19 protein-coding genes and 1 pseudogene are annotated in these 21320 nt (G+C 74.3%); 9 read left to right on the top strand and 11 right to left on the bottom strand.

The genetic code is table 11. From position 1 onward, the window contains the following. Both MNZ29_RS18580 and priA read right to left on the bottom strand, forming a co-directional pair. A pseudogene (locus tag MNZ29_RS18580) lies at positions 1-451 on the bottom strand (molecular chaperone DnaJ); the annotation flags it as partial. A gap of 88 nt (positions 452-539) precedes the next feature. Next, positions 540-2747, bottom strand: a complete 2208-nt coding sequence (gene priA / locus MNZ29_RS18585) for a primosomal protein N' (protein ID WP_242356266.1) — start codon at positions 2745-2747, stop codon at positions 540-542. A gap of 503 nt (positions 2748-3250) precedes the next feature. On the opposite strand from priA, the gene MNZ29_RS18590 reads away from it, so the two are divergent. Further along, positions 3251-3487, top strand: a complete 237-nt coding sequence (locus MNZ29_RS18590; protein WP_242356267.1) for a hypothetical protein — start codon at positions 3251-3253, stop codon at positions 3485-3487. Between the two features lie 31 nt (positions 3488-3518). Here the strand turns inward: MNZ29_RS18590 and MNZ29_RS18595 are convergent, their stop codons facing one another. After that, a complete protein-coding gene (locus MNZ29_RS18595; RefSeq protein ID WP_242356269.1) occupies positions 3519-4154 on the bottom strand; it encodes a YqiA/YcfP family alpha/beta fold hydrolase in 636 nt (211 codons plus the stop codon). A gap of 100 nt (positions 4155-4254) precedes the next feature. Continuing rightward, the gene (locus tag MNZ29_RS18600) at positions 4255-5577 is read right to left on the bottom strand and encodes a replication-associated recombination protein A (protein ID WP_242356271.1); all 1323 of its coding nucleotides are present in this window, start codon (positions 5575-5577) and stop codon (positions 4255-4257) included. A gap of 26 nt (positions 5578-5603) precedes the next feature. On the opposite strand from MNZ29_RS18600, the gene MNZ29_RS18605 reads away from it, so the two are divergent. Next, positions 5604-6443, top strand: a complete 840-nt coding sequence (locus MNZ29_RS18605) for an NAD(+)/NADH kinase (RefSeq protein ID WP_242340779.1) — start codon at positions 5604-5606, stop codon at positions 6441-6443. A gap of 241 nt (positions 6444-6684) precedes the next feature. Here MNZ29_RS18605 and MNZ29_RS18610 read toward each other — a convergent pair whose 3' ends face one another. Continuing rightward, entirely contained in the window at positions 6685-6912 is a 228-nt protein-coding gene (locus tag MNZ29_RS18610; RefSeq protein WP_242340780.1) for a hypothetical protein, read from the bottom strand. Positions 6913-7074: 162 nt separating this feature from the next. Between MNZ29_RS18610 and recN the strand changes: the two genes are divergently transcribed. The 3 genes from recN (at position 7075) to MNZ29_RS18625 (ending at position 10878) form a co-directional block, all read left to right on the top strand. Further along, positions 7075-8910: a DNA repair protein RecN gene (gene recN / locus MNZ29_RS18615; protein WP_242356273.1), complete on the top strand. Its 1836-nt coding sequence runs from the start codon at positions 7075-7077 to the stop codon at positions 8908-8910. Positions 8911-8943: 33 nt separating this feature from the next. After that, the gene (locus tag MNZ29_RS18620) at positions 8944-9729 is read left to right on the top strand and encodes a Stp1/IreP family PP2C-type Ser/Thr phosphatase (RefSeq protein WP_242356275.1); all 786 of its coding nucleotides are present in this window, start codon (positions 8944-8946) and stop codon (positions 9727-9729) included. 231 nt (positions 9730-9960) lie between these two features. Further along, positions 9961-10878: a M23 family metallopeptidase gene (locus tag MNZ29_RS18625; protein WP_242340783.1), complete on the top strand. Its 918-nt coding sequence runs from the start codon at positions 9961-9963 to the stop codon at positions 10876-10878. Between the two features lie 46 nt (positions 10879-10924). Here MNZ29_RS18625 and MNZ29_RS18630 read toward each other — a convergent pair whose 3' ends face one another. Then, positions 10925-11602 carry an NlpC/P60 family protein gene (locus MNZ29_RS18630; RefSeq protein WP_242356277.1) on the bottom strand — a complete coding sequence of 226 codons (678 nt, stop codon included), beginning with the start codon at positions 11600-11602 and terminating at the stop codon, positions 10925-10927. Positions 11603-11745: 143 nt separating this feature from the next. On the opposite strand from MNZ29_RS18630, the gene secA reads away from it, so the two are divergent. From secA to MNZ29_RS18650, 4 genes are all read left to right on the top strand, one after another. Beyond that, complete coding sequence (gene secA / locus MNZ29_RS18635; protein ID WP_242356279.1) at positions 11746-14589, top strand: preprotein translocase subunit SecA; 2844 nt, start codon at positions 11746-11748, stop codon at positions 14587-14589. A gap of 334 nt (positions 14590-14923) precedes the next feature. Further along, positions 14924-16108, top strand: a complete 1185-nt coding sequence (locus MNZ29_RS18640; RefSeq protein WP_242341379.1) for a BamA/TamA family outer membrane protein — start codon at positions 14924-14926, stop codon at positions 16106-16108. Positions 16109-16173: 65 nt separating this feature from the next. Continuing rightward, on the top strand, positions 16174-17100 hold the full coding sequence (locus MNZ29_RS18645) for a DNA-3-methyladenine glycosylase (RefSeq protein WP_242341380.1): 927 nt from the start codon (positions 16174-16176) through the stop codon (positions 17098-17100). Positions 17101-17189: 89 nt separating this feature from the next. Beyond that, positions 17190-17438, top strand: coding sequence for an Lrp/AsnC ligand binding domain-containing protein (locus MNZ29_RS18650; RefSeq protein ID WP_242341381.1), 249 nt, complete (start codon positions 17190-17192; stop codon positions 17436-17438). 27 nt (positions 17439-17465) lie between these two features. Here MNZ29_RS18650 and MNZ29_RS18655 read toward each other — a convergent pair whose 3' ends face one another. The 5 genes from MNZ29_RS18655 to MNZ29_RS18675 all read right to left on the bottom strand — a co-directional run. Beyond that, positions 17466-18521 (bottom strand): AI-2E family transporter, encoded by a 1056-nt coding sequence (locus MNZ29_RS18655; RefSeq protein ID WP_242341382.1) that lies wholly within the window; start codon positions 18519-18521, stop codon positions 17466-17468. 8 nt (positions 18522-18529) lie between these two features. Then, the gene (locus MNZ29_RS18660; protein WP_242341383.1) at positions 18530-19237 is read right to left on the bottom strand and encodes an oxidoreductase; all 708 of its coding nucleotides are present in this window, start codon (positions 19235-19237) and stop codon (positions 18530-18532) included. Positions 19238-19313: 76 nt separating this feature from the next. Next, the gene (locus MNZ29_RS18665) at positions 19314-20162 is read right to left on the bottom strand and encodes an MBL fold metallo-hydrolase (protein ID WP_242341384.1); all 849 of its coding nucleotides are present in this window, start codon (positions 20160-20162) and stop codon (positions 19314-19316) included. Positions 20163-20208: 46 nt separating this feature from the next. Beyond that, a complete protein-coding gene (locus MNZ29_RS18670; RefSeq protein ID WP_242341385.1) occupies positions 20209-20724 on the bottom strand; it encodes an adenine phosphoribosyltransferase in 516 nt (171 codons plus the stop codon). A 78-nt stretch (positions 20725-20802) separates the two neighbouring features. Then, positions 20803-21320, bottom strand: a 518-nt coding sequence (locus tag MNZ29_RS18675; RefSeq protein WP_242356281.1) for a M23 family metallopeptidase, incomplete at its 5' end; no start/stop codon positions are given.

Genomic DNA, 21320 nt, shown 5'->3' on the forward strand with positions numbered 1-21320 from the left:
CGCCGCCACGCGCGGCTCCGCCGCCCGTGCTTCGCGGAGCGGGGAGCGCGACCGCCACGTTCCGGGCGGCGCCCGCCACCGGGACCGCAGGCGGCGCCCCCGCGGCCGCCGCGCGCGCCAGGGCGGCGGTGACCTCCTCCGCGAGCTGTCCGGGGTCGACCGGGCGCGCGAGCTGCGGCGCTCCGGCGGGAGCGCCCTCGTCGCGGCCGAGGAGGATGAGCGGCAGGAGCGGGGCGCCGTCGCCCGCGGCGAGCCGCCGCGCGAGGGTGAGCGCCTCGCCGCCCTCGCAGGTGGCGCCCACGAGCGCGAGGGTGGGCAGCGCCTGCGCCATCACCGCGAGCGCGTCGGACGCGTTCGTCGCGAGCACCGTCTGGTGCCCGGCGCGCATGAGGACGCGCTTCACGGCCGAGATCTCGGCGATGTCGTCGTCGACCAGGAGGATGCGCGCCACGCCGCGCGATTATGGATCGCGCCCAGCAGGGGACCAAGCGGGCGCCTCCCTCGACGGGTGCGATAGCGGCGCCGGATGCGCCGCGCCATCAGAGCATCGAGTGCGGATCCATGTCGAAGCGCACCTCGGCGCCCCCCGGCGGCCGGTGGGCCACGCGCGCGAGCGCGCCGTGCACCCGGAACAGCGCCTGGGGCGAGCTCGCGCGGAAGAGGAGGTGCCAGCGGGTGCGCCCGCGGATCCGCTCGATCGCGGCGGGCGCGGGGCCGAGCATCGTCACCTCGCCCCGCAAGGACGGCCGGGCGGCCTCCGCGAGCGCCTCCGCGGTGCGGCGGGCCCCCGCCTCCGAGCCCTCGACCCGCGCGGCCAGGAGCCTGCCGAAGGGCGGGTAGCCGTGGAGCCGCCGGCGCTCGAGCTCGCCCTCGGCGAACGCCGCGAAGTCGTGCCCCGCCGCGCAGGCGACGGCGGGCGTCGCGGGGTTGAAGGTCTGCACGAGGACGCGGCCCGCGTCGGCGCCGCGCCCTGCCCGGCCGGCGACCTGGGCGAGCAGCTGGAACGTCCGCTCGGCGGCGCGGAAGTCGGGGAGGGCGAGGGCGGTGTCGGCGAGCACCACCCCCACGAGCGTGACGCCGGGGAAGTCGTGCCCCTTCGTCACCATCTGCGTCCCGACGAGCACGTCGAGCTCGCGCCGCGCGAAGCGCGCGAGCAGCTCCGCGGTCTCCTCCGCCGTCCCCACCGCGTCGCGATCGAGCCGCGCGACGCGCGCGCCCGGCAGGAGCGCGCGGACCGCCTCCTCGACCTGCTCGGTGCCGACGCCCACGCCGAGCCGGGCGCCGCCGCACGAGGGGCAGGGCTCGCCGACGCGCTCGGTCCGGCCGCAGTAGTGGCAGAGCAGGATCCCGCGCCGCGCGTGGTGCGTGAGCGAGACGGCGCACTCGGTGCAGCGCGCCTCCTCGCCGCACGCCTCGCAGACGACGAGGGTCTCGTAGCCGCGGCGGTTCAGGAACAGGATCGCCTGCTTCCCGCCGGCGACCGTCTCCGCGAGCGCCTCGGCGAGCGGCGGAGAGACGAGCCCCGGGCCGAGATCGCGCCCGGGGCGCCGCAGCCTGGAGAGATCGACGAGCTCGACCTGCGGGAGCGGCCGGTCGTCGATGCGCGCGGGCAGCGAGAGGAGCCGGTAGCGGCCCCGCCGCGCGTTCTCCAGCGTCTCGAGCGACGGGGTGGCCGAGCCGAGCACCACGACCGCGCCCTCGAGCTTGGCGCGCACCACGGCGAGATCGCGCGCGTGGTAGGCGGGGCCGTCCTCCTGCTTGAAGCTGCCCTCGTGCTCCTCGTCGACGACGACGACGGCGAGGTCCGGCACGGGCGCGAAGATGGCGCTCCGCACCCCGACGCAGATGCGCGCCTCGCCGGCACGGAGCCGCTGCCACTCTGCGTGGCGCTCCGCCGGCGACAGGCCGGAGTGGAGCAGCGCGACCTCGTCGCCGAAGCGCGCCCGGAACCGGCCGGCGAGCTGCGGCGTGAGCGCGATCTCCGGGACGAGCACGAGGGCGCCCTTGCCCGCGGCGCGCGCGCGGGCGATGGCCTGGAGGTAGACCTCGGTCTTGCCGGAGCCGGTGATGCCGTGCAGGAGGAACGGCGTGAACGCGCCGAACGCCCCCGCGATGGCCTCGAGCGCCGCGGCTTGCGCAGGGGTGAGCGCGAGCGGCGTGGCGGAGGCGGGGAGGAGCCCGCCGCGCGCGACGGGCACCTCGCGCTCGAGCCGGACGAGGCCCCGGCGCGCGAGCGCAGCGAGCGCGGGCCGGCCGGACGGGAACGCGGCGCGCAGCTCCTCGACCGGGATGCGCCCGCGCGCGAGGAGGTACTCGAGGACCGCGCGCTGAACGCGCGCGCGCGCGAGGGTGGGGAGAGCGTCCGCGGCGGAGGCCTCCGGCGCGGCGTACTCGACGCCGCGGCGCACGGGCGGGGCGGCGCCCTTGCGCGTGTTGAGGCCGGGCGGGAGCGCGGCGCGGAGCAGCTCGCCCGCCGGGACGAGGTAGTAGTCCTCCGCCCAGCGGATGAGCTCGACGAGCTTCGGCGTGAACGGCGGGACCCGATCGAGCACCGCGGCGACCTCGCGCAGCGCCACGCCCTCCGGCGCCGAGGCGGGGAAGCCCACCACGTAGCCCGTCGCGCGCCGGCTCCTGCCGAAGGGCACGGCGACGCGCTGCCCGAGCGCGATCTCGGGGGCCAGCGCGGGTGGGGCGCGGTAGGTGAATGTCCCGCGCACCGCGGCGGCGACGGCGACCTCGACGAGCACGGCCGGAGTGTAGCAAGCGATCCCCCCGCGCGCCCCGCGCGGTAGACTGCGCCTCCCGCCCACTGCCTTTCGAGGAGAACCCGATGCGCTCCCGCACGCTTCCGCTCGCCCTCGCCCTCGCCTCGATCGCCCTCGGCTGCGGCGAGCGCTCTTCCGAAGCGCCTCCGCCCCCACGAGAGCAGGCCGCGCCCGCCCCGGCGGCGCAGCCGTCCGCGCCTGCCGCCGAGACGGCGCCTTCAGCGATCCCGGCACCGGCGGCGCCGGCCCCGGCTCCGGCCGCGACGCCGTCCCCGGCTCCCGCTCCAGCTCCGGCGCCCGCCGCGAAGCCGGCTCCGGCTCCGGCTCCGGCCCCCGCTGCGAAGCCGGCCCCCACGCCGAAGCCCGCGCCGACGGCTCCGCCCGCAGAGACCAAGCCCGCCACCGCCGCGGCGCCCGCCCCCGAGGCCGCCCCCGCCGCGCCCCAGGGTGTTCAGCACGCGAAGGTCGGCGACACGAAGTGCAAGATGTGCCACCGCGTCCAGCACCAGTCCTGGGCCGCGAGCCCGCATGCGGTGAAGGGACTCGACTGCGAGGGCTGCCACGGCAACGGGGCCGACTACTGGCCGGCGTCGGTCATGCGCGACCGCGAGAAGGCCATCGCGGCCGGGCTCGTCATGCCGACCCTCGCGACGTGCAAGCGCTGCCACGCGAGCCCGGACGCGTCGCTCCTCGCGAAGGTCCACGCGCACAAGGCGCAGTAGCGGATCGCGGGAGGGCGGGCTCCTCCCGGCGCTACCCGCCGAGGAGGAACGCCCGCGCCTCCTCGAAGATCCGGTCGAGCGACGCCGCGAGCTCGTGCCCGTCGTCCACGGCGACGAGCCGCGCCGTCGGGGTGCGCTCGACGAACGCCTCCACGTCCTCGAGCGGGACGGTGTCGTCGCGCGTGCCGGCGATGCAGAGCGTGGGGACGCGGACCACGGGGAAGGCCGGGTAGGCTCCGGCATCCTCGAAGAACTGGAAGCCGATGCGCCGCATGCGCCCGGAGGCGTGGTGCATCGTCTCGAGGCCGTTCGAGCGCCAGTCCTCGAGCGCCCCCGGCCCGAGCCGGGCGCGCCAGCGCTCGAACAGCCGGAACGCCGGCGCGAGCAGGACGAGCTTCTCCACGCCGGGATCGCGCGAGGCCGCGACCGCGGCGAGATACCCGCCGAGCGAGCTGCCGACGATCGCGTGCGGCGGCGACCCCGCCCGGTCGAGCGCCGCCTCGGCGATCCCGAGCATGGAGGACGGCGTGGAGCGCTCGAAGCCCTCCGCGCCGGGCGTGAGATCCGGGACGTGGAGCGGCGCGCCGAGCGCGGCGAACCGCTCCGAGAGGACGCGCGCCTTGTGCGAGGACGGACCCGACGCGAAGCCGTGGAGGTAGAGGATCACGGCGCCGAGCCTAGCGTGGACGCACGCGGCGCGCTTGCACGAACGCCACGTCGACGCGGCGCCTCGCGAAGGCGACCGCCACGCCTCCGCCCGGACGCGCTCACCCGCCGTCCGGCCCCGGCTCGCCGCGGAGCGCGCGCAGCCGCTCGGCGAGCGTCTTCTCGAGCCCGTTGCCGGAGAGGCTCACGATCTGCTCGCCGCGGAGCGCGTCCGGGAGGTACTGCTCGGCGACGTAGTGGCCCTCGAAGTTGTGGGGATAGCGGTAGCCGCCGCCGTAGCCGAGCCCCTGCATGAGCTTCGTCGGCGCGTTCCGCAGCTTGAGCGGGACGGGCAGCGGGCCCTTCTCCTGCACGAGCCGGCGCGCCGTCGCGTAGGCGGTGAGGGCCGCGTTCGACTTGGGCGCGAGCGCGAGGTAGATGGCGGCCTGGCTCAGCGGGAGGACGCCCTCCGGCAGGCCCACGAGCTCCACCGCCTGGAGCGCCGCGACCGCGACCTGGAGCGCCTGCGGGTCGGCGTTGCCGACGTCCTCGGAGGCGAAGATCACCATCCGGCGGAGGACGAAGCGCGGGTCCTCGCCGCCCTCCAGCATCCGCACCATGTAATAGACGGCGGCGTCGGGATCCGAGCCGCGCAGCGACTTGATGAACGCGGAGACGACGTCGTAGTGCTGCTCGCCCGCCTTGTCGTAGAGGATGGTGCGCTGCTGCAGCGCCTCCTCGGCGTCGGCGCGCGTCACCGCGGTCCGCCCCGCGAGCCGCACGGCGGAGGCCGCGACGTCGAGGGCGTTGAGCGCGCGCCGCGCGTCGCCGTACGCGTACCGCGCGAGCGCCTCGCGCGCGTCCGGCTCGAGCGACACCGCACCGGCGAGCCCGCCCGGCGCCGCGACGGCGCGTTCGAGGAGCGCGCCCACCTCCTCCTCGGTGAGCGCGCGCAGCGTGACGACGCGGCAGCGCGAAAGGAGCGCGGCGTTCACCTCGAACGAGGGGTTCTCGGTGGTCGCGCCGATGAGGGTGATGGTCCCGTCCTCGACGTGGGGGAGGAAGGCGTCCTGCTGCGCCTTGGTGAAGCGGTGGATCTCGTCCACGAAGAGGATCGTCCGCTTCCGGTGCAGGCGGCGCCGGTCGCGCGCGGCCGCGACGATCTCGCGGATCTCCTTGACGCCGCCGAGCACGGCGCTGAACGGCACGAAGTCCGTCCCGGTCCGCTGCGCGACGATGCGGGCGAGCGTGGTCTTCCCGGTGCCCGGGGGTCCCCACAGGATGAGCGACGGGACCTGGTCCGCCTCCAGGGCGCGCCGGAGCGCCGTGCCCTTCCCGAGCACGTGCTCCTGGCCGACGAAGTCCTCCAGGCGGCGGGGGCGCATCCGCTCGGCGAGCGGCTTTCCCCCCTCATCTTTCTCGGCCGCGCGATCGAAGAGGTCCATGGCGAACCGCTTATATAATGCCCGGCATGGAAGACCATCCGTGTCCCGTGCCGCGGCGCGTGGGGATCGTCCACAAGGTCAGCTCGGCGGAGGCGTCGGAGACGGCGCACTTCGTGGAGCAGTTCGTCCGCTCGAAGGGCGTCGAGGTCGTGACCGACGAGGCGGAGGTCGGCCGGTCCGCGGACCTCGTGGTCGTGCTCGGCGGGGACGGCACGCTCATCCACGCGGCGCGCCTGCTCGGGGGCCGGCCCGCGCCGATCCTGGGCGTGAACATGGGGAACCTCGGCTTCATGACCGAGGTGCCGCAGGCCGAGCTGTACCCCATGCTCGAGCGGGTGCTCGCGGGCGACGCGCTCGTGTCCGAGCGGATGAAGCTGCGGGTGCACCTGCACCGCGGCGGCCGGCCGGAGCGCGACGTGGACGCCGAGGTGCTGAACGACGTGGTGATCGGCAAGGGCGCGCTCGCGCGGATGGCGGAGCTCGACGCGCGCTGCGCCGGCGGCTACCTCGCCACCTACAAGGCGGACGGCATCATCGTCGCGACGCCCACGGGCTCGACCGCCTACGCGCTCGCCGCGAACGGCCCGATCGTCTACCCCACCATGCGCGGCGTGATCCTCGCGCCCATCTGCCCGCACACGCTCACGCAGCGGCCGATCGTGCTGCCCGACGAGCTCTCCGTGCAGATCGTGCTCATGAACGACTCCGAGGTGTACCTCACGCTCGACGGCCAGCGCGGCGTGAGGCTCGCGAAGGGCGATCTCGTGCAGGTGAAGCAGTCGTCGAACCGCGTCCTGCTCGTCAGGAACCCGAACCTCGACTACTTCGGCATCTTGCGCGCCAAGCTGCGCTGGGGCGAGAGGTAGAAAGCCGAGGTGCCGACGCGCCAGCGAAGGCGCAGGAGACCGGAGCCGAGGCGGGCACCCGCAGCGACGCGCGCCGCCGGCCCGGTATCGTGTCGCGACCCGCTCGTCGAAACGCAAGGCGCACGAGACCGGAGCCGAGGCGGGCAACCGCAGCGACGCGCGCCGAGGCGCACTGCTTCCGTGCGCCGCAGGCGCAAGGAGCGAGGACGCCCGCCGCAGGCCCGGGATCGTGCGCCGAGGCTCACGCAGGGGCGTGCGAGAGCGGAGGCGGCGGCAGGTTCCGGTACGTCTCGGCCGCGCCCGGGCCGTCGCAGGCGTGATCGGGCAGCGCGCTCGCCTCGTCGGTGACGACCGTGAAGTCGCACCAGCGGCAGCGGAACGCCGGGACCTTCACGGGCGGATCTCCCGGCACCTCGAGCTCGTGCCGCTCGAACAGCACGCGCACCGTCCCGGACACGTGGATCGTCATGGCGTCCTCCGTTGCCCCGAGCGTCCCACCGCGCCGGCGGCTCGGGAAGGCGCCTCGCCGGGACTCTCGCGCAGTCGGCTCGGCGGCTCGGAGGGCGGGCGCCCGAACGGATGGACCACTGAAAATTTGCGCAGTGTCAGGGAGCCGTGGATCAATGGCGCCATGCTCACGACGCTGCGCATCTCGGGCTTCGCGATCGTCGATGCGATCGAGGTCCGCTTTGGCCCGGGGCTGAACGTCCTCACCGGCGAGACCGGGGCCGGGAAGTCCATCCTCGTGAACGCGCTGCACCTCGTCCTCGGCGGCCGGATGAGCGCCGAGGTCCTGCGCGAGGGGGCGGAGGAGGCGGTCGTGGAGGGGCTCTTCGAGCTGCCTGCCGACCACCGCGTCCTCGCCCGCCTGCGAGACGCCGGGCTGCCCGTCGGGGCGGGGACCGTCTCGGGCGAGAGCGCGGAGCTCCTCGTGCGCCGTGTGGCTGCGCGCGGAGGGCGGGGCCGCGCGTTCGTGAACGGCGCGCTCTGCACGGTCTCGATGCTCGAGGAGGCGCTGCGCGGCCTCGTCGACGTTTCGGGCCAGCACGAGCACGTGTCGCTGCTCGATCCCACCACCCACACCGAGCTCCTGGACGCGTTCGCGGGCCTCAGGCACGCGCAGGCGGAGCCCGGGCCAGAGCTGTGCAGCGTGGAGCCGACCCTCCTCCGGTTCCGCGCAGCTCACGCGGCGCTCGCCGCCCTCGTCCGCGAGCGGGAGTCCCTCGCCGCGGACGAGGGCGAGCGGGCGCGGCGGTCGGATTACCTCGCCTTCCAGCTCCGCGAGCTCGACGCCGCCGATCCGCGCCCCGGGGAGCTCGAGGCCCTCGAGGACGAGCGGCGCGTGCTCGCCTCGGCCGAGAAGCTCCGCGACGCCGCGCGCGCCGCGGAGGCGCTCGCCTACGGCGAGGAGGGGAGCGCGTCGGAGCGGGTGGCGCAGGCGGCCCGCGCGCTCGCGGAGGCCGGCCTCCTCGACCGCCGCCTCGAGGCCCCGCTCGCGCTGCTCCGCTCGGCGGCCGTCGAGCTCGAGGAGGCGGGGCGCGAGCTCGGTCGCTACGGCGACTCGGTGGGCGGCGATCCCGAGCGGCTCGCGCTCGTGGAGGACCGGCTCGAGCTGCTCCGCGCCCTCGCGCGGAAGCACGGCGGCTCGCTCGACGCGGCGATCTCCCGGCGGGTGGCGATGCGGGAGGAGCTCTCGCGGGTCTCGGGCGGCGGCGAGCGGCTGCGCGAGGTGGGCGCCGAGATCGAGCTCCGCGGGAAGGAGGCGCTCGCGCTCGCCGCGGAGCTCACGCGGGCGCGCACCGCTGCGGCGCGCGCCTTCGCGGAGGCGGTCCGACGCGAGCTCGACGGCCTCGCGATGGGTCGGTGCCGCATCGAGGTCGCTCTCCTCCCGCCCGAGGTCGGCGTCGAGGTCGGCGCCAAGCTCCTCGGTCCGGCGGGCGCGGAGCGGGCCGAGCTCCGGATCGCGCCGAACCCGGGCGAGCCGCTCCGGCCGCTCGCGCGCACCGCCTCCGGGGGTGAGCTCTCGCGCGTGTTGCTCGCGGTGAAGCGCACGCTGGCCAGGAAGGATCCGGTCTCCACGTACGTGTTCGACGAGGTGGACGCCGGGATCGGCGGAGCGGTGGCCGAGGCGATGGGGCGCGTGCTCGCCGACGTCGCGCGCGGGCGGCAGGTCATCTGCGTGACCCACCTACCTCAGGTGGCGGCCTTCGCGGAGCGTCACCACCGGGTGGAGAAGCGCGTCTCCGGCGGCCGGACCGCCACCGCGGTCGCGCTCCTCGAGAGCGACGCGGCCCGTCGGGGGGAGATCGCCCGGATGATGGCGGGGGCGACCGTGACCGACTCCGCGATCGAGCACGCGGGCGCCCTGATCGCGGCGGCCCGGGCGCCCACCCCCGAGCGCGGCCGGCGCGCCGCGCCGGCCCGGGCCGCGGCTCGCCGCGTCAGCGCAGAGGCCCGAGATCGTTAGGCGCGCGGTGCGCCCGGATGCTACGCTCGACGCGTGGTGCAACCGGTCCTGCTCCCCGTCACTGCTCACGGCCTGACCGACGTCGGGCGCCGACGCGACCACAACGAGGACGCCCTGCTGGTCGACGACGACCTGCACCTCTACGTCGTGGCGGATGGGATGGGCGGGCATGCGGGCGGGGGCACGGCCTCGCGCCTCGCGGTCGAGACCATCCAGCGGACGGTCCGGGCGGCGCGGGCCAGGACGCCGGGCGCCTTCAACCCCGGCTCCGCGGAGTCGAGCGCGCTGCCGGGCATCCTTCGTGGCGCGGTCGAGCAGGCCTGCGCGGTGATCTACGCGGCGGCGCAGGCGGACCCGGAGCTCGCGGGGATGGGGACCACCGCCACGGCGGTGCTCGTCGACGGGCGCTCCGCCTTCGTGGCGCACGTGGGCGACAGCCGCTGCTACCTCCTCCGCGAGGGCCGCATCCGCCAGATCTCGGAGGATCACTCGCTCGTCGCCGAGCAGGTGAAGGCCGGCGCGATCACCGCGGACGAGGCGAGGAACAGCCGGTTCAAGAACATCATCACCCGCTCGGTCGGGTTCGAGCGCGAGGTGAAGGTGGACGTCATGGCCTTCGCCCTCGCCCCCCGAGACGCTGTGGTCGTCTGCTGCGATGGGCTCACGAACCTCGTGGACGACCACGAGATCCTCCGGATCGTCACCGAGGCGCCGCTCGCGGAGGCTGCGGCACGGCTCGTCGCCTTGGCGAACGCCCGGGGTGGCGACGACAACATCACCGTGATCGTCCTCCGGACGGGGAACCCAGCCGGCGCGTGAAGCTCGACGCGGCGCGGCGTCCGCCCCGCTCGCGGCGCTCCGCGCGCTCCCGCGATGGGGCACCGGAGGTGAATGTGTAGGCAACACGCGCGCTTGACGCCGAGCGACCCCTCTGCTACCCGTCTGGACGTCTTTCGCGAGCTCCCGAGCACCCGGGGCTGGCGTTCTGGCTCGTCCGTCGCGTCGCTAGCTTGTCGGCGCGGCCAGGCGCGGCCGCGGAGCTCTATCGGGATGGCCGCACCTCCGAAGACGCAGGTCTTCACCGTCATCGTGGTCAGCGACCACTCGCAGGCCGTCCGGAAGTTCCGGGTGCCGCGACGCTGGCTCGTGAACCTCGCCTACGGCGGCGGCGTGGTCGCGCTCGTCGCGCTCGTCGTCGTCGGGCACTACTTCGCCCTCCTGGGGTCCGCGTCCGAGAACGCCGTCCTGAAGGAGGAGAACGCGCAGCTGCGCTCGCAGATCCTGCTCGTGCAGGAGAAGGTGGCGCACATCTCGGCGACGCTCGACCGCGTCGAGCGGTTCGACGCGAAGCTCCGCACCGCCGTCACGCAGCTCCAGGATCCCGAGCGGAACCTCGCGATCGGCCCGGTGGGCAACACGGACGCCGAGGCGCAGATCCCGGGGCCCGCTCCCGCTGCGGAGGCGAGCCTCACGGCGCTTCCGGGCAAGCTCTCCTCGCTGGAGGGCGAGGCTTCGCGGCAGGAGCAGAGCCTGCGCGAGCTGCAGGAGTACTTCGACGACCAGCGCTCCCTGCTCGCGTCGACGCCGTCGATCTGGCCGGCGCGCGGGTGGGTGACCTCCGACTTCGGGACGCGCCTCGACCCGTGGACCGCCGAGCGGCGCATGCACCACGGGCTCGACATCGCGACGCCGCACGGCCAGCCCGTCTACACGCCCTCCGACGGCACGGTGGTGTTCGCCGGCACCGAGGGGAGCTACGGCAAGGTCCTCGTCATCGACCACGGCTACGGCGTGAAGACGCGCTACGGCCACCTGTCCGAGATCTTCGTGCGGATGGGGTCGCACGTCCGGCGCGGGGACAAGGTCGCCGCGGTCGGGAACACCGGCCGCTCGACGGGCACGCACCTCCACTACGAGGTGCGGGTGAACGGGATCCCGGAGAACCCCCGCAAGTTCATCCTCGAGTGAGCGGCGTCGTCCGGCGCTCGCGCCGTAGCGCTGCGAGCAGCGCTGGTCAGAGGCCGCGCAGGAGCTCCGCCGGGATCCGCCGCGGGTCGAGCCGGGCATAGCCTGCGAACAGCGCCCCCGCGAGCGTGGTCTCGCGTTCGCCGTCGCGGGCCCGCCTCGCCTTCTCGCGGAGCGCGGTGTTGAGGACGCGGTCCCCGTCCGCCGGCTCCAGGGGACGATCGGGCGTCAGCACCCCGCGCACGACCTCGCGGCCGCCGCGGTGAAGGAAGACGACCGTGCCGTGCTCGACGCGCTCCACGACGCCGACGTGCGTGAAGCGGTCGTCTCGGGCGGCGTTGCGGTTCCGGTCGTAGGTGTCGTGGAAGAAGACCAGGTCGCCGGGGGCGGGCCACGCACCTCCTCCGCCGAAGACGGTGCCGTACCGTTCCATCGCGCGAAAGAGCCCCGCCACCCCCGAGCGCTCCGCCGGCGCCGCCGCCGCGACGAGGCGGACGAGGGGCACGCCCTCGGCCATGTAGACCGCCTCCACGAACCCCGAGCAGTCGGCGTTCAGGCGCGCTCCCCCCACCTCGAAGCGCCCGGAGTGACCGACGAGGGAGGCGGCGCGCGACGCGAGGCGGTCCGGCAGGTCGCCGCCGGCGAAGGGGTCCCTGCCCGCGCGGCCGGGGCCGGCGCAGGCGGCGAGCGCCAGGAGGACGAGCGCGGCCGAGCGTGCAGGCGCCACCCCTCGAAGATACCCCAAGCGCCCGGAACTTCCCCCGTTTGACATCCTATGGCGCGTCGTTACCTAACGGGGTAAGACGGGGCGCCCGCCTGTCGCCGAGCAGCGATCCGGCGGGCCCCCGTCTCTTTTGCTCGAGGGCCCCCGTGGTCAACTACGTCCTGAAGAAGATGCTCGGCACGAAGAACGACCGTGAGCTGAAGAAGCTCCGGCCGCTCGTCGCACGCGTGAACGAGCTCGAGCCGCGGATGAAGGCGCTCTCCGACGCCGACTTCCCGCGGCTCACCGCCGAGTGGAAGCAGCAGGTCCGCGAGAAGGGACGGCCGCTCGACGAGCTGATGCCGGAGGCGTTCGCGCTGGTCCGCGAGGCGGGCGTGCGCGCGCTCGGGATGCGCCACTTCGACGTGCAGCTCATCGGCGGCGCGGTGCTGCACTCCGGGCGCATCGCCGAGATGAAGACCGGCGAGGGGAAGACCCTCGTCGCCACGCTGCCCAGCGTGCTGAACGCGATCTCCGGCCGCGGGGTCCACGTCGTCACGGTGAACGACTACCTGGCCCGTCGAGACTCGGAGTGGATGGGCCGCCTGTACCGGTTCTGCGGCCTCACGACCGGCGTCATCGTCCACGGGCTCACCGACGCCGAGCGGCAGGCGGCGTACCACTCGGACATCGCCTACGGGCAGAACAACGAGTTCGGGTTCGACTACCTCCGCGACAACATGAAGTTCCGCCTGCAGGACTACGTGCAGGGGGAGCTCAACTTCGCGATCGTCGACGAGGTGGACTCGATCCTCATCGACGAGGCCCGCACCCCGCTCATCATCTCTGGCCCGTCCGACGAGTCGTCGGATCTGTACTACCGGGTGAACCAGGTCATCCCCTCGATGATCCGGGACCAGGACTTCACGGTCGACGAGAAGAGCCGGACGATCGTGATGAGCGACTCCGGCGTCGAGAAGATGGAGAAGAAGCTCGGGGTCCAGAACCTCTACGACCCGAACGCCATCGAGACGCTGCACCATGTCGAGCAGGCGCTCCGCGCCCACCACCTGTACCGGAACGAGGTCGACTACGTCGTCAAGAACGGCGAGGTCCTCATCGTGGACGAGTTCACCGGCCGGCTCATGCCGGGCCGGCGCTGGTCGGACGGCCTGCACCAGGCGGTCGAGGCGAAGGAGGGGGTGAAGATCGAGGCGGAGAACCAGACCCTCGCCACGATCTCCTTCCAGAACTACTTCCGCATGTACTCGAAGCTCGCGGGCATGACCGGCACCGCGGACACCGAGGCCGAGGAGTTCGCGAAGACCTACAACCTCGACGTCGTCGTCGTCCCCACGAACAAGAAGAACGTCCGCAAGGACTCGGAGGACGTCGTCTACAAGACGGAGGGCGAGAAGTTCAACGCCCTCTGCGACGAGATCGAGGGGCGGCACAAGAAGGGCCAGCCGGTCCTCGTCGGCACGGTGTCGGTGGCGAAGAGCGAGGTCGTGGCGACGCTGCTGAAGCGCCGCGGCGTCCCGCACAACGTCCTCAACGCGAAGCACCACCAGCGCGAGGCCGAGATCGTCGCCCAGGCCGGCCGCAAGGGCGCGGTCACGATCTCCACCAACATGGCGGGCCGCGGCACCGACATCATCCTCGGCGGGAACGCCGACATGATGGCGAAGCACGAGGTCGGGCTGGAGCCGGACCTGCCGATGGACGGCGAGACGGAGGAGTCCTTCCTCGCGCGGCGCGCCGACTGGGCGCGGCGCCTCGCCGAGACCACCGAGCGCCTCCACCAGCAGACCGGGGCGGAGCACGAGGAGGTCGTCGGGCTCGGCGGCCTGCACATCGTCGGCACCGAGCGGCACGAGTCTCGCCGCATCGACAACCAGCTCCGCGGCCGCGCCGGCCGCCAGGGCGACCCCGGCTCGTCGATCTTCTACCTGTCCCTCGAGGACGAGCTCATGCGCATCTTCGGATCCGAGCGGATCCAGGGGCTCATGAGCCGCATGGGCATGAAGGACGGGGAGCAGATCGAGCACCCGTGGCTCACGAAGGCCATCGAGGGCGCGCAGAAGAAGGTCGAGGCGCACAACTTCGACATCCGGAAGAACCTGCTCGAGTACGACGACGTCATGAACCAGCAGCGCCGCTCGATCTACGGGCTGCGCCGCAGGGTCCTCGGCTTCGGGGCGGGCATCCCGGTGGTGGAGTTCGACGAGGACCCGAAGACCAAGAAGAAGACCCGCCGCGAGCAGGTCTTCACCTGGGTTGACCAGCGCGAGCACATGCTCGATCTCGTCGAGGACCTCGTGCTCGACATGGTCGGCGCGAGCTGCCCGAACCGCGTCTCCGACTGGAACCTCGACGGGCTCTCCGCGATGGTGAAGGAGCAGTTCGGCGTCGACATGAAGTTCGCGCTGCCCACCGGCAAGGCCGCCGAGGCGCGCCACGAGATCGAGGAGCAGGTCTACGCGGTGGTCGAGAAGGCCTACCGGCAGAAGGAGGCCGAGCTCGGGACCGACGCCGACGGCGTCGCGGTGCTGCGCCGCTACGAGCAGTGGCTGTACCTGCAGGCCATCGACCAGCAGTGGAAGGACCACCTGCTCTCGATGGACCACCTGCGCCAGGGCATCGGCCTGCGTGGCTACGGGCAGAAGGACCCGAAGCAGGAGTACAAGAAGGAAGGCTACGAGATGTTCGTGCAGATGACCTGGCGCGTGAAGAGCGCCGTCATCGGCAACCTCCTCCGCCTCCAGCTCGTGCGCCAGGAGAGCGCCGAGGAGATCGAGCAGAAGCGGCTCGCCGCCCAGCGCCGGGCGATGCAGCGGATCACCGAGACGCACGCCGAGGCGGGCGAGGGCGGCGACGGCGAGGAGAAGCCGCGCGCGAAGCAGGAGACCGTCGTCCGCACGCAGCCCAAGGTCGGCCGGAACGACCCGTGCCCCTGCGGCTCGGGCAAGAAGTACAAGAAGTGCCACGGCGCGACCGAGGCTGCCGTCTAACGGGGGACTGCGTCCCCCGCCCCGTCGAGCGAAGCTCGGCGGGGCCCCACCCCCTGCTCGGCGGGGCCCGTGAACGGTCGCGTCCGCTTTCGCGGGTGCGCGACCGTTCCCCGCCGGAGGGGCTTCGCCCCTCCCGCGCGTTGCGCGGGGCCCTCCCCCGGAAGCGCCGTCGCCGGGGCCCCTGACTTCCGCCGGGGGACGCACACGACGCGTCCCCCGGACCCCCGGCTCGCTCCCGCACAGCCTCATCCGGCTGCGGAGTGCCGAGGCGTCCGAGCGTGCCCCCGGCTCGGGCGGCGCGGGCGCCGACCTGTTAATCTCTCCCGCCTTTCGGATGACGAAGCTCTCCTCCGCTCCCCTGCTCCTCGCGCTCGCCCTCGGCGCGCCCTTCGCGGCCATGGCCGAGGAGGCTGCCCGCGGCGCCGAAGCCGGAGCGCACGCGGGCGATCCGGCCACGGGCGCGGCGGCGCCGGAGACGCCCGCGGAGCCGGCCGCCAAGGCCGCCGCCGAGAGCGTCGGTGCGCCGCCGAGCGGCGTGCGCGGGTTCGCCCTGCCCGTGCTCTTCTGGCTGCCGGAGACGAAGCTCGGGCTCGGGGCGACGGGCGGCCTGCACCTGCACGTCGGCGGTGCGCCGCGCGCGTCCTCCGTGTTCGCCGCCCTCGTCTACACGCTCGAGGGGCAGGGCTCGGTCGACGTCGCCGGAGACCTCACGACGCGCAGCGGGGCGTTCCTCGGCGGCCGGGTGCGCGCGCTGCACTTCCCGGACGTCTTCTACGGCCTCGGGCCGCGCTCGTCGGAGGGCGCTCGCGAGCCGTTCACGCGCCGCACGGTGGAGGGGTACCTCGTCGCGGAGTGGCCCATCGCCGGCACCGCGCTCCGCGCCGGCCCGCGCCTCGACTTCCGCGCCGAGGAGATCCGCGACCTCGAGGCCGGCGGGGCCCTCGCGTCGGGCGACGTCCCGGGCGCGCGCGGCTTCCGCGGGGCGGGCGCGGGGGCGAGCCTCACGTTCGACACGCGGGACAGCGCGTTCTGGCCCTCCCGCGGCGCGTTCGCGCAGGCCTGGTACACGCTGTACCCGCGCGCGCTCGGCGATCACGGAGGGCTCGGGCGCGGCCTCGCGGAGGCGCGCAGGTTCCTGCCGCTGGGCGGCGGCCGGGTCCTCGGCCTCGCGGGCATCGCGGAGTGGTCGAACGGCGACGTGCCCTTCACGATGCTCCCGCGGCTCGGCTCGACCCGCTTCCTGCGCGGGATCCGCGAGGGGCGCTATCGCGATCGGCTGTCCTGGGCCGCCCAGACGGAGCTGCGCGTGCCCGTTCGCGGGCGGCTCTCCGCCACGGCCTTCGGCGCGCTCGGCGAGGTCGCGCACACGCCGCGCGACCTCGGGCTCGACACCGTCAAGGTGGCCGGCGGCGTGGGCCTTCGCTGGCGGCTCACCGACGAGGGCGCGAACATCCGCTTCGACCTCGCCGCCGGGCCCGCCGGGCCGGAGGTGTACGTGCTGGTGCTGGAGGCCTTCTAGACGGCCGATCATGTCGCGAGCAGGACGTTCCGATGCTCCCGTAGCTCCCTGGAGCGCCCCCCCACGTGCGAGTCCCCGAGCCTTTCGATCTCGATCTCACCGTGCGCAGCCACGGCTGGTACGACCTGCCGCCCTGGCGTTACGACGTCGATCGCCGCGTGCTCGGCCGTCCGGTGCTCCTGCCGGGGGGCCGGACGGCGTACGCGGAGGTCGCGCCGGGGGAGGGTGGGCTCGCGTTCCGCGCCTTCGGTGAGGGCCGGCTCGGCGTCGAGGAGGCGCGGTCGGCCCGGGACGCGCTCCGTCACTGCCTGGCGCTCGACGACGATCTGTCCGCGTTCTTCGCGCGGGCGGCGGCGCTCGAGGCGCGGCGCGCCGCGGGGGAGGGGAAGGACCTCCCCGATCTGCGCTGGGCGCTCGCCCGCGGCGCGGGCCGCCTGCTCCGCTCCCCGACCGTGTTCGAGGACGCGGTGAAGACGCTCTGCACGACGAACTGCTCCTGGGGGCTCACGCGCGCGATGGTGACGCGCCTGTGCGACGCGCTCGGCGCCCGGGCGCCCCTCGGCACGCGCGCGTTCCCCACGCCCGCCGCGATGGCCGCGATGCCGGAGCGCTTCTACCGCGAGGAGATCCGGGCGGGGTACCGGGCGCCGTTCCTCGGCGCGCTCGCCCGCGACGTGGCCTCCGGCGCGCTGGAGCTCGAGGCACTGCGCGTCTCGGCGGAGCCGACCGACGCGCTCGCGCGGCGCATCCGCGCCCTCGCGGGCTTCGGCCCCTACGCGACCGAGCACCTGCTCCGACTCCTGGGGCGGCACGATCACCTCGCCCTCGACTCCTGGACGCGGCCCAAGCTCGCGCGGCTCCGCGGCCGGCGTCGCGTCCCGACGGACCGCGCGCTGCGCCGCTGGTATGCGCCGTACGGTCCGTACGCCGGGCTCGCCATGTGGCTCGAGGTGACCGCCGACTGGCACGGCGAGCGGCCGGCCTGGCCGTGAGCCGATGGCAAGCGCCGCTTCCGGGCCCGGCCGGCGCGGGGCCGAGCGTGGTAGAACGCTCTCGGATCCCCCCGACCGGAGAGCCCGCGATGAAGGCTGCGTTCGTTCTCGTGAAGTGCGAGCTGGGACGCCTCGAGGAGGTCGCGAACGCGATCATGGAGATCGAGGGCGTCTCCGAGGTGCACTCGATCACCGGCGAGCACGACCTGCTCGTGAAGCTGTACGCCCCCACCTACGAGGCGTTCGGCGATCTCATCCCCGATCGGCTGCAGAAGGTCGCCGGGGTCGCGCACACCGTGACGATGCTCGCGTTCCGGGCGTTCAAGCCGACGGCCTGAGCGCCGGGCGGTGCGGCGCGCCGCGCGCTACTGCTCGGGCCTCACCCCGCGCCCGTACTCCTGCTCGTACATCTTCAGGATGGCGAGCAGGAACGTGACGATCAGCGGTCCGAGCACGAGCCCGATGCCGCCGAACATGGCGAGACCGCCGAGCAGCGCGAAGAACACGACGCCGCCGTGCAGCTCCATGCCGCCCTTGAGCAGGTAAGGCCGCACGGCGTTGTCGACGATCGACACGACGCCGAGGCCCCACGCGGCGAGGAACGCGCCGGCGACGAGGTGGCCGGTCGCGAGCAGCACGACCGCCACGGTGATCACCATCAACGTGGCGCCGAGCGCGGGCACGAGCGCGATGACGAAGGTGGCGAGCGTGAAGAAGATGACGTTCGGCGCGCGGGCGATGAGGTAGCCGACGAGCGCGGTCACCGTCTGGATCCCGGCGGTCGCGAGCGTCGCGGTGAGGACGGAGACGCTCGTCTTGCGGAACTCCTCGATGAGCTCGCGCAGGAGCCCGGGCCTGAGCGGCACGTGGCGGTCGAGCCAGGCGACGAGCCGCGCGCCGTCGACGAGCATGAAGAAGAACGCGATGAGCATCATGGTCGTCTGGAAGACGGCCGTGCCGGTGGCGGAGATCACGCCGGTGACGACGCCCGCGGCCTGCTGCCCCTGCTCGGCCATCCGCTGGATCTGCTGCTGCGGCTGCGGCGTCGACGCGAGGAGCCTCCGCGCGGCGCGCTCCACGGGATCCGGGAGCCGCGTCAGGAGCCCGCCGAAGCCCTCGCTCGCGATGAGCTCGCGGAGCCAGGCGATGCCGTCGAGGACCTGGCGGACGAGGAACGTGCCGATCCCCGCCACGGGCACCACCACGGCGAGCAGCACGGCGAGGGTGAGGAGGGTCGCGGCGAGCTGGCGGCGGCCGCGCAGCTTGCGCGTGAGCCACTCCATGGGGCTCCGCAGCGTCGCCGAGAGCACGGCCGCGAGGAAGAACGCGACCCAGAACGGCCAGATCAGCACGGCGGTCAGCGCGATCGCGGCGACGAGCATCGCGACGAGCAGGCGGCGCGCGTGTACGGGAGGGGGCATGCGGGTCCCTAGAAGTTCGCGTGGACGCGCCCGGGCGGGATCCCCGCCTGCGCGAGCGTGTGGCGGACGTCCTCCACCATCGCGGTCATCCCGGAGACGAACGCCACGGCGTCCCCGGGCGCCGCCCCGCCGAACGCCAGCGAGCGCGCCACCTTCTGGACGCGGCCGCGGAGGCCGAGCCACGCGTCGTCCTCGGCGGAGGGGCAGAGGATCACGCGCACGCCGCGGCGCTCCCAGGCCAGGTGCTCGCCCACGTACGCGAACTCCGCGCCGAGGCGCTGGCCGTAGAAGAGGGTGATTCGCCCGAAGCGGTCCCGCTCGCGCACGAGGTGCTGCACGAGCGAGCGGACCGGCGCGATCGCGGAGCCGGCGGCGAAGAGGAGCACGTCCCTGCCCTCCGCCTCGGCGACCGGGAATCCCTTCCCGAAGGGGGGCGTGAGCTCGAGGTGGCCCCCGGGGACCGCGCGGGCGATCACCGCGTCCGCGACGTGCCCGCCGCGCTTCACGAGCAGGTCGGCGGATCCGCTCGGGTCCGGGGCGCTCGCGAGCGCGAAGAACCCCTCCCCGGCGTCCGTGCGGATCTTGACCACCTGGCCGGGGAGGACGTGCGCCGCCGCGAGCGGGGGCGGCAAGGCGACGCGCAGGCCCCGGAAGGCGGAGGTCTCGTCCCAGGCCGCGAGGACCGGCACGGCGGCGTGCTGCGTGGGGCCCGTCATCGCGCGAAACCTATCACCGGGCGCGCTCCACGGCGCGCCCGCGGCGGCGGGAGGCGGCCGGCTCGGGAGGGGCGTGTCACCGAGCGTCATCTCCTCGCGGGCGAGGAGGGACGCGCCGGCGCTCCGCCGCGGCCTCGAGCTCGGTCAGATCGAGCAGCCAGCCGTCGCGCGCCGCCACCGTCGGGACGCCGGTGCGCCCGGAGATCGCGAGCGCGAGCTCCTCCGCCCGCCCCCGCGCGAGCTGCATGCCGAGGTGCGTGAGCACGGCGATCCGGGGCCGGATCTCCGCCACGAGCGCCTCCGCGTCGTCCGCGCCGAGGTGGAGGTACCTCCGGTCGCGGCCGTGCTCGCGCGTGGTGTTCACGACGAGGAGGTCGACGCCGGCGTACGCGCGCGGCAGCGCGTCCAGCCAGAACGTGTCCACGACGTGACCTGCCGTGAATCCGGGCGCCGAGAGCCGGTAGCCGTAGGTCTCGATCCCGTGGTCGTGCGCGAGCGGCGTCTCGAGGAAGACGCCGGGCGCGAGCTCGTGCCGGCTCCCCTCGGCGAGCACGAGCCGCCGCGCGACGAACCGCTGCGCGTAGCGGAACACCACCGGCTCCTCCTCGAGCGCGTCGCGCGGGGCGAGGAGCGTCCCGCGGGGTGCGAAGCCCCCCTTGCTCATCGCCTCGACGATCGCGGTCGCGTCTCCTGCGTGGTCGAGGTGCCGGTGCGTGACCACCAGGGCGTCGACCTTCGCCGGGTCCACGCGCGGTCTGGACGCGAGCGCGCGCACGAGCGCGCCCGGCCCGGGATCGACCCACACGACCGTGCCATCCAGCGTCCAGACGAGGCCGCCGGAGTGGCGGAGCTGCGTCGACACGACGAACCGCGCGCCGGCGGTGCCGAGGAACTTGAGCGTGCGCGCGGGCGAGGTCGGGCTCACCGGCCGTTTCTAATCCGGTGGGGCCGCGCCGGCAGCGCGCGATCGGTCAGTAGGAGAGGAGCGCGTGCACGTGCTCGCGGCCGAGCCGCTTCGCGCCGCCGAGGAACCCGAGCTCGACCAGGAACGAGTACGCGACGAGGTGAGCCCCCTGGCGCGTCACGAGCCGTCCGACCGCGTCGGCGGTGCCGCCGGTCGCGAGCACGTCGTCCACCACGAGCACGCGCTCGCCGGCCTTGACCGCGTCGATGTGCAGCTCGAGCGCGTTCTCGCCGTACTCGAGGGAGTAGACCTCGCGGATGGTCTCCCACGGGAGCTTGCCCGGCTTGCGCGCGATGGTGAGCCCGGCGCCGAGCGCGTAGGCGAGCGGAGCCGCGAAGAGGAAGCCGCGCGACTCGATCCCCACGACCTTCGAGATCCGCTCGTCCTTCCAGCGGGCGACGAACGCGTCGATGACCTCGCGGAAGGTGGTGGGATCCGCGAGGACGGGGGTGATGTCCTTGAAGACGATTCCCTTCTGAGGGAAGTCGGGGACGTCTCGGATTCGGGCGCGGACGGCTTCCATGGGCGCGGACATTACCACGGCCCAGCACGGGTATCGCGCCGGAGCGAGGCCGAGGGCCGCGGCGGGCGGGGCGCGCCGTCACGGCAGGAAGAGGAGCGGGTTCCGCGGGCGGGTGGCCTTGCGGACCTCGAAGTGGAGGTGGGGACCGGTCGTCCGGCCGGTCTGCCCGACGCGCGCGATCGGATCGCCGCGCGAGACCCGCTGGCCGTCCTTCACCAGGACGCGCGAGTTGTGGGCGTAGAGCGTCACGAGGTCGTCCGCGTGCTTGAGGATGACGATCGCGCCGTAGCCGGGCTGCTCGCCCGCGAAGATGACGACGCCGTCGGCCGCCGCGGCGACCGGCGCGCCCTCGGGGGCGGCGATGTCGATCCCGTCGTGGCGCTGTCCGGCGCGGACCCCGTAGCGTCCGTAGAGCACGCCCTTGAGGGGCCACGCGAGCGGCGCGCCGTCGTCGCTCGCCCGTAGGCCGGCCGGGGCGGGGGCGGCGCTCGCCGCCGGGGGCGGAGCGCGAGTCGGGAGGGAGGCGGCCGCCGGAGGCTCTGCGCGGGGGTCGGCGCGCGCCGGGTCTGGGAGCGGCGCGGGTCCGGCGGCGAGCG

It is taken from the genome of Anaeromyxobacter sp. SG64 (assembly GCF_022690745.1).
Lineage (GTDB): Bacteria > Myxococcota > Myxococcia > Myxococcales > Anaeromyxobacteraceae > Anaeromyxobacter > Anaeromyxobacter soli.